The organism is Campylobacter sp. BCW_4332 (assembly GCF_001763175.1).
In the GTDB taxonomy this organism is placed as follows: Bacteria; Campylobacterota; Campylobacteria; order Campylobacterales; family Campylobacteraceae; genus Campylobacter_D; species Campylobacter_D jejuni.
Genome location: NZ_MJYF01000037.1, coordinates 19201 through 32634, shown reverse-complemented (window position 1 = coordinate 32634; position 13434 = coordinate 19201). Strand labels below are relative to the sequence as shown.

The window sequence follows — 13434 nt, the reverse complement described above, 5'->3', positions numbered from 1 at the left end:
TAAATAATTTCGCTAAAATCATAGCAAAAATTTTAAAATATTAGGCTTTTAATGAAAATAGCAATTGTTCGTTTGTCAGCACTTGGTGATATTATCCAAAGTGCCGTGGTTTTGCAATTTATCAAAAATTTTAAAAAAGATATAGAAATTCATTGGTTTGTAGATGAAAAATTTGAAGGCATACTTAAAAACCATCCTTTAATAGACAAACTCTATGCCCTGCCCTTAAAAGACAAAAAAATTTTAAAAAGCCTAAAAATTCTTCTTAAAGCAAGAAAAAACAACTATAATGCAGTAATAGATCTACAAGGGCTTATAAAATCTGCTATTGTAAGTCGAATTTTAAGTAGAAATAATTTTGGTTTTGATAAAAATAGTCTTAAAGAAAGTTTTGCTCATAATTTCTACAACCAAAAACTTGAGTTAGATTACAATGAAAATGTATTTGTAAGATACTTAAGTCTTACCTCCTTTATGTTAAATACTGATTTTAATGTCAAAAATTTAGCCTTTAAACAAGATATTTTTAGCGTAGATGAAAATTTAAAACAACTCTTAAACAATAAACTCAAGCTCGACAAAAACGAAAAAAACATACTCATACACGTGGGTTCAAGTGTAGAAAATAAAATCTATCCTAAAACCAAACTTGCTATACTTTGCAAACTTTTAATCAATAAATTTCAACAAGCAAAAATTTGGCTCGCTTGGGGAAATGTAAAAGAATATGAATTTGCCAAAGAGGTTTTAAATCTTAGTGGTATTGATGAAACACATATAGAATTAGCGCCAAAATTTAATCTTGAAGAACTAATGGCTTTTACAAAAATGATGAATTTAATCATAGGAAATGATAGCGGCCCAACACATTTGGCTTTTGCTTTAAATAAGGCATCTATTACGATTTTTGGCGCAACACCAAGCTACCGCAATGCTTTTCAAACTCATATCAATAAAATCATTGATGCAGGTAAAAAAATCCAAAATGCCAAGCATATCGATAAAAGTGATTTTTGTATCACGCGTATAGAAGAAGAAGATATCTTCAAACTTGCCAAAGGCTTACTTAATGAAAAATAGTGATAGAATATATCTTAGTCTTTATTATATTTTGAAATTTTTTGTTACTTTTATGCCTGAGTGTATCTTGCATTTTTTAGCTTTGATTGTAGCAAGAATCACTTTTTATCTTAACAAAAAACATCGCAAGATCATCGATATAAATTTGCAAATCTGTTTTCCTCAATACACTCAAAAAGAACGCGATAAACTATCTTTGAAAATTTATGAAAATTTTGCTCAATTTGGAATTGATTGTTTACAAAATCAAAACACCACCAAAGAAAAAATTCTCAATAAAGTAAATTTTATCAATGAAAATTTTCTTATAGACGCTCTAGCTTTAAAGCGTCCTATTATCTTCACAACTGCACACTATGGAAACTGGGAAATTTTAAGCCTTGCTTATGCAGCTAAATATGGTGCAATTTCCATAGTGGGGAAAAAGTTAAAAAGCGAAGTTATGTATGAAATTTTAAGTAAAAATCGCACCCAATTTAACATAGAGCTTATTGACAAAAAAGGCGGGTTAAGACAAATGCTAAGTGCCCTAAAAAAGGGGCGAACTTTAGGAATTTTAACCGATCAAGATTGCACTGATAAAGAAGGTATAAAGCTAAAATTTTTTGACAAAGAAGTAAACTATCAAATGGGAGCAAGTTTTATCGCTCAAAAAACTAATGCTTTGATCATCCCTGTTTATGTCTATAAAGAAGATGGTAAATTTTGCATAGAGTTTTTTAAAGCAAAAGATTCTCAAAATGCAAGTTTAGAAGAACTGACACTTTATCAAGCACAAAGTTGCGAAGAAATGATTAAAAAAAGACCTTGGGAATACTTTTTTTTCCATAGACGCTTTGCAAGTTATAATCAAGGAATATACTCATGAATATTTCAATAGTAATACTAACTTTTAATAGCCAAAAATATCTTCAAGAAGTATTACAAAGTGTTAATTTTGCCAATGAAATTATTTTAATAGATAGCGGAAGCACGGATGATAGTTTAATAATAGCAAAAACTTTTAAAAACGTGAAAATTTTCCATCAAGATTGGCTTGGTTTTGGAAAGCAAAAACAATTTGGAGTTGAAAAAGCAAATAATGATTGGATATTTGTTTTAGATAGTGATGAAGTTTTTACTGAAGAATTAAAAGAGGAAGTATTGCAAATAATTAAAAATCCATCATTTAAAGCATACAAAGTAGCAAGATTAAATTTTTTCTTTGGAGAAGCAATAACAAAAATGGGGCTATATCCTGATTATAACATAAGATTATTTCATAAAAAATATGCCAAATTTAATGAAAGAGAAGTTCACGAAAGCATAATCTGTCAAGAAAAAATAGGGAAATTAAAACATCATTTTTTACATTATGCTTATGAAAATATCGAGCAATTTATAGATAAGCAAAACAAATACTCAAGTCTAAATCCTAAAAAAAATAACCTTCTTAAAGCTTTAATAAATCCTTATTGGACTTTTTTCAAGCTTTATTTTGTAAAATTAGGTTTTTTAGAAGGCAAAAGAGGTTTTATCATAGCAAAACTTTATGCACAATATACTTTTTGGAAATACATCAAATCTGAGTTTTAAATTTGGCGTATTGTTTTATTATCAATTTTTCATTAAGCATTTGCATGTCTATAAATTTTAAATTTTCATCTTTTAAAACAAAATCATCATCGAGTCTAAACCAAATATTGTTTGTTTTGGCGTATTTTTTTCTTGAATTTTTCACATAAGGAAAATGATATTGTGTTAATTCTGCATGATGTAATTTTAATTTTCTAATGTCTAACCACTCATAAGAATGATTTTGCCCAACTAGCATTTCAATAAATTTTAATCTTTTATTTTTAATAAGCCAATGATCATCTCCTATAGTGTTTAAAAAACCAAATCTTTCATCAAATTTAAGAAAGACTTCAGAATTTTCAACTAAAAAATCTATCCTAGGATGGCACAAAACATCATTATCTTTTCTAGGTATATAAAAACTTTTATAAAGCTTTTTAGCATCATAAATATGATCCACATCAATCTTTATAAGCCATTCGTCTTGAGGTATAAAACTTAAAACCCAATTATAATAAGTATAAAGTTTATTTGCTTCACTTTGGGGATTTTCTATTTGAACTTCATGAGGATATTTTACTGGTATGAAAGAAGGGTATTGCTTGTAAAATTCTAAGATTATTTCTTCGCTTCCATCATCACAATCATTATAACCTATAACACCTCTTTGTATGGCAGGCAATATGCTTTCAAGAGAAGCTCTTAAAGTAATGGCTTCATTTTTTACTCTTATAAAAGCCCAAGGATTTAAGGGAGAGTTTTTATCTTTTGATCTAGGATCAAAATCAAAATACCCCTTATGCCCCCCCCCATGAATGGTTTTATTTTCTTTTATGAAGTATTCGTTGGTATGAGCGTTAATGTAAGCTAAAATATGAGCTGGCACTAAAGTATCTGTAGAATAAGGCGTATGCTTGATCACCCTATAACAAATTCTCCTTCTAATCTTGCAACGCAAATCCTTGCTTGGCACGAAAGCACTGATAAATTTAGCCAAATATTTTCTAAAATAATAAAAAAAAGTTACCATTACAATCCTTTACCCAATACTTCTATAAACAATTCATCCCATTTTTTCATCACGCTTTCTACTTTATAAGATTCAACTTTTTCTTTGGCCTTTTTAACAATTTCTTGTCTTAAGTTTTCATCTTGCATTAAAAGTGATATTTTTAAAGCCATATCCTTAAAATCATCCATCTTGAATAAAAGTCCATTGTTTTTATCATCGATTAGCTCATTTACACCCATATAATCACTACTGATTCTAGCGCATTCATAAAAAGCAGCTTCGATTAAAACTATAGGTAAGCCTTCTTGTTTGGAACATAAGCATAAAATTTTAGCTTTTTCATAGTAAAAACTTAAGTCTTCTATATAGCCTACAAAATCGATGTGCAAATTTAAATTTTTAGCAAGCTCCATCAAATTCTTTTTTAAAGAACCCTCTCCTGCTACGATAATCTTCCATTTATTTAAAACATCTTTTTGGATGCAAGATAAAGCTTTAATAAAAACATCCACAGCCTTTTCTTCTTCTAATCTTCCTGCGTATAAAATAATGTTTTTTTTATCATTTGTATGAATTTGTTTTTTTACACCCAAGGGATTAGGCATGATGATTTTGTTTTTTACAAAAGAATAATATTTAAAATCTTCCCTAGTTAAAACACTTAAATAGGTAGCCAAAGGATATAGTTTTCTTCTTAAACGATTGGTTTTTTTAGACTTTTCTCCAAGATGAAAACCATGCTCGCAAATAATATGCTTGATGCCTATATTTTTATTTGCAAGTAGAGTAAATAGATTAGGCTTGGTTTTAAAAGAAATCATAATATCAGGCTTATACTGTTTTATTTTTTTTTTAATTGCACACTTATATATGATTTTATTAATAAGTTTATTTAAAAAACGGATGGGAGTTAAAGCTTTAGTGTTGATAAATTCAACATAAGCATTGTTACAAATATCATCATAAGCTAGAGGCGTCTTTTCAAAAAATAACAAAGAAAGCTCGTGATTTTTATTCCATTCTTTAGCAAGTTGATAAATAACATAACTTACCCCACCTTTGTTAAAATAGTCACTAACAATCAATATTTTCATAAGATCTAACCTTTTTTAAACTAGGTAAAAAATATTTTATAAAAATGTGAATTTTTTTAATATACTTACTTATTTTATTTTTCTTTTTAAGAAATTTTTTATCATCTTGAGTAGAACTTTCAAACATAAAATTTTCATGTGTATAAACAAGTACAGGAAATAAAGCGTAAGTGTTTAAAACTTTTTCATTACAAGTAAGAGCATCTATAGGCAAATAAATTTTTTCTAAATGAGAAAGCAGTTTTAAGGCTCCATTTTTGGTTATAAAATAACCATAAGTACCGTTGCCTCTAGCGATCAAACGGCGAATTTTATAATTTAAGATTTTTTTTGCAAATCTTCTTGAGTAAGGACTTTCTATCCTAAAACCATCATCATTATAAACCTGTCTTTGATGCCCTAATAACAAAAGCTCCAAGTCGTTAGGAAATTCATTAAGGTGTTGTAAAAATTCAAGTAAGTTTTCATCAAAATACGCATCATCTTCTAAAATCACAGCGTATTTTAAATTTTCTTGCAATATTTTTTCATAACATTTTTTATGAGATAAAGAACAACCAAGCTCTCCAAGCCCTAATTCTCTTTTATGAAAATTTAGCATTTTGTCATAATCAACTATATTTAAATACTCTTGTTTGCTTATAGCTTTTCCTTCTACAGCTTCGATGATTTCATAATCAAGTTGATATTTTTGACACAATTGACTAATGTATTCTTTTCTTTTCTTTGCTTTTTTAAGATTGATGATAAGAAATTTCATTTTAATTCCATTGCTAATTGTTTTATATATTTTTTTCTTGTTAATTTTATCTTTTTTCTTTTTAATTTTATGAGAATTTTTTTAAAAAAATTATTATAAACAATACGATATTTTAAATCCAATTTGTGTATAGAAAGCTCGCAAATAAAGTATTGACACAATAAAAAATATATAGAATTTAAAGCATTAGAATATAAATTAAGCTTATGAATAACAAAATTTAAATTTTCTATAAAAAATTGCATCTTATCAAAATTTTTTCTTTCGTTGGTTGATGAGCTAATATTTTGCATATTATAATTAATCAGACATTGCTCTAAAGTTACAATACGCTTACATTCAAGATAATACAAAGTAAGGAGCAATACATCTTCTGCCATAGTAAGTTTTGGGTTTTCATTGATTTTTTCAAAAGTCTTTAAATATTTTTGTTTTTGAAAAACTTTGCCCCATATATTCCAGTGGTAAATTTTAGAACCAACGATCCATTTTGATAAAAATTTCAAATACTCGTCAATATTATAATTACTATCAGTAAAAAAATATTTTTTTTTCAAAGTTGTATCCAGAGTATTATAATTAAAACATATCAAATCATTGTTTTGATCTAAATACTTAGATACTTCCTCACAAGCCTCAAGTTCTAAATAATCATCAGGATCTAAAAACATGACATATAAAGAATTAGCTACCTTAACCCCTTCATATCTAGCTCTTAAAAGACCTAAGTTTTTTTCATTGTGAATTATTTTTATTCTTTCATCTTTTTTAGCGTATTCTTTAGCTATATTTATACTTTTATCACTCCCACAATCATCAACTACAATTATTTCTATATCTTTAAAAGTTTGATTGATACAACTTTCTAAAGCTTTAGCTATATATTTTTCTACATTAAAAGTTGGCAAGATGATTGAAATTTTAGGCATTTTTTTCCTCAAAATTTGTTTTGGGTGGCGAAAATAAAATCTTGTTTTATTTTTTATATTAATAAAAGGAAGGAATTTATCATAATGTTTATCGCAAAAACTAAGATTATAATTTAATTTAAGACATAAATCAAAGATATTGTGCTTTTGAAGTAAAAATCCATAAATGCATGATTTATAAAAATGGTTTTTATTCATTTTATAAATTCTCCACATTTCAGAAAATAAATGCAAACAAGGTCTGCTTTCATCAAAAGTCTTTTTGTCTATAAAATCTCTAGCATTACCACAAGAAATTTGACAAGTATCTTTATAATCTAAGGCATATTTTTCCAAATCACATTCTTTAACCCATTTAGCCAAAAACCAAGGTCCTATGACTCCCCAAGGGATGGTTTTTCTATTGTCTATAATCTTTTTTGCTTCTTCTATAAGCAATCTTCCAAATTCACTTTGTTTTGGAAATTTAAGTAATGAAGTTGTAATTCTAGCTTTGTTAGGATCATCATCAATTTCCTTAGAAAAAATATATTCTTTTTCATGATAATCATAAGGGCTTAAACACACCATATCTAAATCTACCCATACCCCCCCCTGAGATAGAGTAGATTAAATCTAAAAAAATCTGAAAAAGCAGCCACTCCAGCTCCCCTATCATCACTAAAATATTCTTCAAAAGGCACAATATCATTTGCATTTTTAAGTGTAAAATTATCAAACAATTCTTGGAATTTTAAAAAGATTTTATCTTCTAAATTATAAGTATACAGATGGAATTTATATCCATTATCAAGCCAAGATTTAATCGTAAGAATTTCCATCAAACCCATGCCCTTATAGCCTTTAGGGGTATACCAAAAACTTGAAATTTCAGTCATTATTAGCCTTCTAGTGTTAAAAAATACGAAAATTTAATTATATAAAATTTAATCTTAAATTCTATTTTTTAAATCCAACTCTTCTTTCTTTAAAACCTTGAGTAATTTTTGATAAAAGGTATCATTTTTAAAGTCTAAAGAAAGCTTTTTTATCAGCTCATTGCTTTTCTTTTTATCTTGATAATTTTGATTTAAAATTTCTTTATTTTTATTCTCATATCTTCCATTTGGATTAAATTCGTAATGATAAATGCAAGTTTTAAAAACAGCTATTTTCTCACAAAACATAAAATAAACATAACAAAAAAGCACATCTTCGCCATAGCTCAAACGCTCATCTATTTTAACTTTTTCAAAACTTTTTAAGATGATATCTTTTCTAAAACACTTCGCCCAAACCGACCAGCAAAAATGCCTTTGCTTGCTTAAAAATTCTAAAAATTCCTTTTGATTAAAAACTTCATCTTGCTTAAAACGATAAAACTGCTTGGTTTTTACCCTATGTACAAAGGCATCAAAACAAAGCAAATCAAAACCTTTTTTCATCTCTTTAAGTGCTATTTCACAAGCATCGAGTGTTAAAAAATCATCACTATCTAAAAACATTATAAAATCAGAACTAGAATGCAAAACCCCCAAATTTCTACTTGCAAAAGTGCCTAAATTTTCTTCATTTTGAAAGATTTTTATCCTTGGATCTTTTTTAGCAAATTCTAAAACCATATTTAAACTATTATCTTTACTTTTATCATCGATAATCAAAATTTCAATATCTTTTAAAGTCTGATTTATACAACTTTGCAAAACCCTTGAAATAAAATCGCAAGAATTAAAAAGCGGGATTATGATCGAAAGTTGTGGCATATTTTTCCTAAATTTTGTTAAAATAATAAAAACAATTCTATCAAAGTTTAGGAAATTTATGAAAATTTTTATACACCTTCCAACTTGGCTAGGCGATGCAGTGATGGCTTCACCTGCTTTATACGCTATAAAAGAACATTTTAAAAATGCCCAATTTATCCTTTATGGCTCTTTGGTTTCCACAGCACTTTTTAAAGAATTTCCTAATTCTAAAATCATCATAGAAAATAAACAATCTCGCTATAAACAAGCCCTATCTTTACGCAAAGAACTTGGCAAAATCGATTTTAGCTTTGCTTTTAGGTCTGCGTTTTCTTCTAAGATTATCTTACATATTCTTAAAACAAAGCAAAGATATTTTTTTGACAAAAACAAGCACAAAGAGGAACATCAAGTTTTAAAATACCTTTATTTTATAGAAAACTCACTTGGCATAAAAGCTCATTCTAAAGACTTAAAACTTCCCTTTAAACTAAAATTTCAAAACCCTCTTGTCTTAAAAAATGGCAAAAAAATTCTAGGACTCAACCCTGGCGCAAGCTTTGGAAGTGCAAAAAGATGGGATGCGAGTTATTTTGCTAAAGTGGCTTTAAATTTCAGCCAAAGTCATGAAATTTTAATCTTTGGCGCAGGAAAAGCCGAACAAGAACTTTGTAATGAAATTTATCAAATTTTAAAAGAACAAAACATAAAAGTAAAAAATCTTTGCAATAAAACCACCATCAAAACCCTTTGTCAAAATATCGCTTTTTGCGATCTTTTTATCACAAATGATAGTGGTCCTATGCACCTAAGTGCGGTTTATAAGATAAAAACCGTAGCTATTTTTGGCCCCACAAAATTTACCCAAACTTCACCTTGGCAAAACGAAAACGCAAAATTAGTGCATTTAGATCTAGCTTGTATGCCTTGTATGCAAAAAACCTGTCCTTTAAAACACCACAAATGCATGAAAGATTTAAAGCCTCAAAGGGTTATAGAAGAGGCTAGAAATTTACTTAAGCTTTAATCGATTTTTTATATATACAATAGATAACAACTAAAATATTTGAGTAAAATCTAAAAATTTCTCTAGCAATTTTTTTATATAATATTAATTTTATTGAAAATTTTCTTCCATATTCTACAATAACACTTGAAAAATTTGCTTGCTTAAGAAATAAAGGCTTTTTCACTATATTTAACACATTATGTTTATAAAACATATCCATATAATCATCTACAGCATAGATCCAATTTTTAGCGCATTTAAGAAATTTCTTTGCAGCACTTACTTGCAGTACATAGCCTTGAGTTCCAGCAAGTTTTTCAAAACTTAAATAATATTCACCCTCACTCAAAAAATACAATCTTTTATCAAATAAGTAGCAAAGTCTTATATATTCATATTTGCTCTTTAATAGCTCATCTATATATTCTGTCCCATTATTTAAAAATTCATCACTAAATTCCACGTCATCTTCTAGGATGATTATAGGCTCATCAAGCTTCACACATTCTTGCCAAAGTTTATAATGACTAGCAAAACAAGCTTTTTCTCCATCAGAAAGCTCTCTACCCAAAATCCAAGAACCCCACCAAGAAAAATGATCTTTAAATTCCAAATGTTCTTTATTTTTAGCATCAATAGCTTTAAAGAAAATAAATTCTAATTTATTTTTTAAACTAGGATTTTTTTCAAAAAGCTTTTGAATTTGTTTTTGCATATACTCTTTTCTATATAAAGAACGCTCTAAATTGATGATAAAAACTTTCATTAAAAACTCTCATCGATGATCTGACAAAGTGTGTGTATAATTACAATGTGCATTTCTTGAATTCTAGCCGTATCATCGCTTGGCACAACAAGATTATGATCGCAAAGCTTATTCATCGTTCCACCACCTTTTCCACTAAGCCCTAAACAAAGCATATTAAGTTCTTTTGCTTTTTTAAAAGCTTCTAAAACATTAGGGCTTTTTCCACTCGTTGAAATACCGATTAAAATATCATTTTCATTTCCTAAAGCTTCCACTTGTCTTGAAAAAACAAACTCAAAACCATAGTCATTTCCTATAGCACTAAGTGCTGAAGTATCGGTTGTAAGTGCTATACCTGCTAAAGCCTTGCGTTCTTTTTTATAACGCCCACTGAGTTCAGCTGCAAAATGCTGTGCATCAGCTGCACTTCCACCATTTCCACAAATCAAAATCTTGCCACCTTTTTTAAGACATTCACATAAAAGCTCACCTATTTTAGCGATTTGTCCTTTTAAAATTTCACTTTCTTGAACGATTTTTTGATGTTCTTGCCATTCTTTTTCTACTAAATTTATCATTTTTTATCCTTAATCTTTTCTATGATCTTACTTGTGCTAAATCCTTCTTCAAAGTCGATTAATTTAACTCTTGAAACAATATCCGTACCCACAACAAGCTTATCTTTATAATCAGCTCCTTTAACCAAAATATCGGGTTTTAAAAAGCTTATAAGTTCCAAAGGGGTATCTTCATCAAAAATCACTACAAAATCTACAAAATAAAAAGCTGCCAACATACAAGCTCTTTGAAACTCTGAATTTACAGGACGACTCTCGCCTTTGAGTCTTTTCACACTCGCATCTGAGTTTAAACCTACAATCAAAACATCACCCAATCTTTTAGCTTTCTCAAGGTATTTTATATGTCCAAAATGCACGATATCAAAACAACCATTTGTAAAAACGATCTTTTTATCATTTTGTTTTAAAAGTGTTAAAAGTTCTTCTTTGCTTTTAATTTTTTTCTCAAAATCCACACGATTAAAACTCTTAATCTCATCAAAACTCACACTCACGCTACCTATTTTGCTCACTACAACAGCTGCAGCTTCATTAGCAAGTTCACAAGCTTTAAAAATTTCAATCCCATTTGCCAAACAAAAAGCCAAAATAGCAATCACACTATCGCCTGCCCCTGTTACATCATAAACTTCCAAGGCTTTAGCAGGTGCGATTTTTAAACCCTCATCAAAAAGTGCAATTCCTGCTTCTGAAAGAGTGATGATAGAATAATGCAAAGCAAAATCTTCTTTTAATTTTTTGATGCCTTTTTCTAAATTTTCACCCTCTAAATTTTCAAATTTCAAAGCTTCTAAAGCTTCTTTTTTATTAGGCGTGAGTAGGGTTGCGCCGCTATATTTACTAAAATCACTACCTTTAGGATCAACTAAAACAGGGATATTTAAAACATTTGCTTTTTCTATCAAAGCTTTACAAACCTTAGGCGTTAAAATACCCTTAGCATAGTCACTTAAAACCACAGCTTTAAAATCTTTAATCTTTTCATCAAACAAAGCTATAAGTTCATCTTCAAGCAAAATTGCACTTATGTCTTCTTCATCTAGTCTTAAAACCTGCTGATTGTGTGCTATAATGCGATTTTTAAAAGGGGTTTTGCGTCCTTTTTGGATCAAAAATTCTCCTTTTAAATTTTCTTGTAAAAATTTCCCACTCTCATCATCGCCCACAACACCAAGTGCAAAAACATCAGCTCCCAAGCTTTTTAAATTTGCATAAACATTCGCAGCCCCGCCTAATCTTTTATCTTCTTTAAGAGTTTTAGCTACTAAAACAGGGGCTTCAGGGCTGATACGCGAACAATCACACCAGGTGTAATTATCCACCATAAAATCTCCTATAATTAAAATTTTAGGTTTTTGCTGGCTTAAAAACTCAAGCATTTACTTCCTTTTCGAAAAGTCTTTTTATCTCGCCTAAATAATCTTTTATCCCCTCTTCTAAAGTGAATTTTGGCTGATAATCCCAAGTTTGATCTAGCTTTGCTTCAGTATGGAATTGATAAGATTTTACATAAGGATTTGGGATATATTCACAAGGCAAATCAGTCTTTAACTCTTTTTGCAAAATATCAACTATATCTTGAAAAGTCCTTGCTTTACCACTACCTACATTATAAACTCCACATTTTGAGTCAAGAGCGATTAAATTGGCATTAATAACATCTTTAATATAAGTAAAATCTCTATAAATTTGATCACTTCTTTCAAACAAGCGTGGATTTTTTCCTGCTAAAATTTGATGGCCAAATTGTAAAACCATAGAAGCGGTTTTGTTTTTATAAAATTCGCCTTTTCCATAAACATTAAAATATCTAAGTCCTACTAAATGGGCTTTATCGTAGTATTTTTTCGCTAGCTTATCCATCATCAATTTTGAAAAAGCATAAGGATTTTTTGGTTCTTCATCTTTACCTACAGTTTGTGGACTTTTTGCATCACCATAAACCGAAGCTGAACTTGCATAAATAAGCTTTGCATTAAGATCTATGCTAAGTTCTATAAAATCTTTAAAAGTATTTAAATTGGTTTGTAAAACCTTAGTTTGATCAAAAACCGTAGTGTCTGAAATTGCTGCTTGATGAAAAATAATCTCTGGCTTAAAATCTTCAATCTTTTTTAAAACTTTTTCATCATTAATATCACCTGCAAAAAGCTCTCCATCAAATTCAAGTAAATTTTTAAAATGCCCAAAACTTTGCAAATTTCCATTTTCAAAAGTCGCACTACTACGCATTTTATCGATGATTAAAATTTCATGTTTTTCTTGCAAATTTAAAGCCAGTTGCGAACCTATAAATCCTGCGCCACCTGTGATTGCTATTCTCATTTAAATGTCCTTTTCTTTAAAAAAGCTCAAAATTTCTTTTAAATTTTTAAATTGTCTAAAAAAATCGCCTTCTTTTTTTTCTTCATTTACTAAAATCAAAGTGCCAATATCAGCATTTAATCCTGCTTGCATATCGCTTAGGTTATCTCCGATAAAGATAGAATTTTTCATATCCAAATCAAACTCATCTTCTGCTTTTAAAAGCATTCCTGCTTTAGGTTTGCGACACTCACAACCTTCTAAATGTGGACAATGATAAATTTTATCAATTTTTATATCTTGTTTGGCAAATTCTTTAAGCATATAATCGCAAAGCTTAAAAAAATCACTTTCCTTGTAATATCCTCTTGCAATGCCTGATTGATTTGTCGCTATAAAAAGCAAATAATTTCTAGCTAAAAAATATCTACAAAGCTCAAAAATTCCATCACAAAATTCAAAATCTTCTATTTTATAAACATATTTTTTATCTATATTAATCACACCATCTCTATCTAAAAATAATGCTTTTGTTTTCATAAAAAACATTATAATATAGCTTTTTTAAAAAGAAAATAAACATTATCTTTAATTTCTTAAGATTTTTATAAAAATAAAGATATATAATACCTAGCA

General features: G+C 28.6%; 13 protein-coding genes and 2 pseudogenes. 4 read left to right on the top strand and 11 right to left on the bottom strand.

Annotation, left to right across the window (positions count from 1 at the left end; all coding sequences use genetic code 11):
* Nucleotides 1–51 precede the first annotated feature (51 nt).
* From waaC to AJN64_RS03315, 3 genes are read left to right on the top strand one after another with little or no spacing between them, the layout of a single operon-like run.
* Nucleotides 52–1080, top strand: a complete 1029-nt coding sequence (gene waaC / locus AJN64_RS03325) for a lipopolysaccharide heptosyltransferase I (protein WP_070292677.1) — start codon at nt 52–54, stop codon at nt 1078–1080.
* Nucleotides 1070–1948 carry a lipid A biosynthesis lauroyl acyltransferase gene (locus AJN64_RS03320; protein ID WP_070292676.1) on the top strand — a complete coding sequence of 293 codons (879 nt, stop codon included), beginning with the start codon at nt 1070–1072 and terminating at the stop codon, nt 1946–1948. Before waaC ends, AJN64_RS03320 begins: the two co-directional genes overlap by 11 nt.
* Nucleotides 1945–2655: a glycosyltransferase family 2 protein gene (locus AJN64_RS03315; RefSeq protein ID WP_070292675.1), complete on the top strand. Its 711-nt coding sequence runs from the start codon at nt 1945–1947 to the stop codon at nt 2653–2655. The genes AJN64_RS03320 and AJN64_RS03315 overlap by 4 nt, the downstream gene beginning before the upstream one ends.
* On the opposite strand, the gene AJN64_RS03310 is transcribed toward AJN64_RS03315, so the two are convergent.
* The 6 genes and pseudogenes from AJN64_RS03310 to AJN64_RS03285 all read right to left on the bottom strand — a co-directional run bounded on the left by AJN64_RS03310 (nt 2639) and on the right by AJN64_RS03285 (nt 8174).
* The gene (locus AJN64_RS03310) at nt 2639–3667 is read right to left on the bottom strand and encodes a hypothetical protein (RefSeq protein WP_070292674.1); all 1029 of its coding nucleotides are present in this window, start codon (nt 3665–3667) and stop codon (nt 2639–2641) included. The genes AJN64_RS03315 and AJN64_RS03310 overlap by 17 nt on opposite strands.
* Nucleotides 3667–4743, bottom strand: coding sequence for a glycosyltransferase (locus tag AJN64_RS03305; protein WP_070292673.1), 1077 nt, complete (start codon nt 4741–4743; stop codon nt 3667–3669). Before AJN64_RS03305 ends, AJN64_RS03310 begins: the two co-directional genes overlap by 1 nt.
* Nucleotides 4724–5503, bottom strand: a complete 780-nt coding sequence (locus AJN64_RS03300; RefSeq protein ID WP_070292672.1) for a glycosyltransferase family 25 protein — start codon at nt 5501–5503, stop codon at nt 4724–4726. Before AJN64_RS03300 ends, AJN64_RS03305 begins: the two co-directional genes overlap by 20 nt.
* The gene (locus AJN64_RS03295) at nt 5500–6432 is read right to left on the bottom strand and encodes a glycosyltransferase family 2 protein (protein ID WP_070292734.1); all 933 of its coding nucleotides are present in this window, start codon (nt 6430–6432) and stop codon (nt 5500–5502) included. The genes AJN64_RS03300 and AJN64_RS03295 overlap by 4 nt, the downstream gene beginning before the upstream one ends.
* Nucleotides 6433–6501: 69 nt before the next feature.
* Nucleotides 6502–7310 (bottom strand): annotated as a pseudogene (locus AJN64_RS09735) (glycosyltransferase); the annotation flags it as partial.
* A 54-nt stretch (nt 7311–7364) separates the two neighbouring features.
* Nucleotides 7365–8174, bottom strand: a complete 810-nt coding sequence (locus AJN64_RS03285; RefSeq protein WP_070292670.1) for a glycosyltransferase family 2 protein — start codon at nt 8172–8174, stop codon at nt 7365–7367.
* A gap of 58 nt (nt 8175–8232) precedes the next feature.
* Here AJN64_RS03285 and waaF point away from each other — a divergent pair, with 58 nt between their 5' ends.
* Nucleotides 8233–9183 (top strand): lipopolysaccharide heptosyltransferase II, encoded by a 951-nt coding sequence (gene waaF, locus AJN64_RS03280; protein WP_070292669.1) that lies wholly within the window; start codon nt 8233–8235, stop codon nt 9181–9183.
* On the opposite strand, the gene AJN64_RS03275 is transcribed toward waaF, so the two are convergent.
* The 5 genes and pseudogenes from AJN64_RS03275 to gmhB form a co-directional block, all read right to left on the bottom strand.
* Nucleotides 9173–9931, bottom strand: a complete 759-nt coding sequence (locus tag AJN64_RS03275; RefSeq protein ID WP_070210281.1) for a glycosyltransferase family 25 protein — start codon at nt 9929–9931, stop codon at nt 9173–9175. The two genes, waaF and AJN64_RS03275, sit on opposite strands and share 11 nt — an antisense overlap.
* Complete coding sequence (gene gmhA, locus AJN64_RS03270) at nt 9931–10491, bottom strand: D-sedoheptulose 7-phosphate isomerase (protein WP_070210282.1); 561 nt, start codon at nt 10489–10491, stop codon at nt 9931–9933. Before gmhA ends, AJN64_RS03275 begins: the two co-directional genes overlap by 1 nt.
* Entirely contained in the window at nt 10488–11873 is a 1386-nt protein-coding gene (gene rfaE1, locus AJN64_RS03265; RefSeq protein WP_070210283.1) for a D-glycero-beta-D-manno-heptose-7-phosphate kinase, read from the bottom strand. The genes gmhA and rfaE1 overlap by 4 nt, the downstream gene beginning before the upstream one ends.
* Complete coding sequence (gene rfaD, locus AJN64_RS03260) at nt 11866–12819, bottom strand: ADP-glyceromanno-heptose 6-epimerase (RefSeq protein WP_070210284.1); 954 nt, start codon at nt 12817–12819, stop codon at nt 11866–11868. Before rfaD ends, rfaE1 begins: the two co-directional genes overlap by 8 nt.
* A pseudogene (gene gmhB / locus AJN64_RS03255) lies at nt 12820–13381 on the bottom strand (D-glycero-alpha-D-manno-heptose-1,7-bisphosphate 7-phosphatase). It lies immediately after the preceding gene.
* Nucleotides 13382–13434 lie beyond the last annotated feature (53 nt).

Coding starts and splice junctions, on each gene's coding strand:
- waaC (WP_070292677.1), top strand. CDS start 52: ATGAAAATAGCAATTGTTCGTTTGTCAGCACTTGGTGATATTATCCAA.
- rfaD (WP_070210284.1), bottom strand. CDS start 12,819: ATGAGAATAGCAATCACAGGTGGCGCAGGATTTATAGGTTCGCAACTG.
- AJN64_RS03295 (WP_070292734.1), bottom strand. CDS start 6,432: ATGCCTAAAATTTCAATCATCTTGCCAACTTTTAATGTAGAAAAATAT.
- AJN64_RS03320 (WP_070292676.1), top strand. CDS start 1,070: ATGAAAAATAGTGATAGAATATATCTTAGTCTTTATTATATTTTGAAA.
- AJN64_RS03300 (WP_070292672.1), bottom strand. CDS start 5,503: ATGAAATTTCTTATCATCAATCTTAAAAAAGCAAAGAAAAGAAAAGAA.
- AJN64_RS03310 (WP_070292674.1), bottom strand. CDS start 3,667: ATGGTAACTTTTTTTTATTATTTTAGAAAATATTTGGCTAAATTTATC.
- AJN64_RS03285 (WP_070292670.1), bottom strand. CDS start 8,174: ATGCCACAACTTTCGATCATAATCCCGCTTTTTAATTCTTGCGATTTT.
- AJN64_RS03305 (WP_070292673.1), bottom strand. CDS start 4,743: ATGAAAATATTGATTGTTAGTGACTATTTTAACAAAGGTGGGGTAAGT.
- rfaE1 (WP_070210283.1), bottom strand. CDS start 11,873: ATGCTTGAGTTTTTAAGCCAGCAAAAACCTAAAATTTTAATTATAGGA.
- gmhA (WP_070210282.1), bottom strand. CDS start 10,491: ATGATAAATTTAGTAGAAAAAGAATGGCAAGAACATCAAAAAATCGTT.
- AJN64_RS03315 (WP_070292675.1), top strand. CDS start 1,945: ATGAATATTTCAATAGTAATACTAACTTTTAATAGCCAAAAATATCTT.
- waaF (WP_070292669.1), top strand. CDS start 8,233: ATGAAAATTTTTATACACCTTCCAACTTGGCTAGGCGATGCAGTGATG.
- AJN64_RS03275 (WP_070210281.1), bottom strand. CDS start 9,931: ATGAAAGTTTTTATCATCAATTTAGAGCGTTCTTTATATAGAAAAGAG.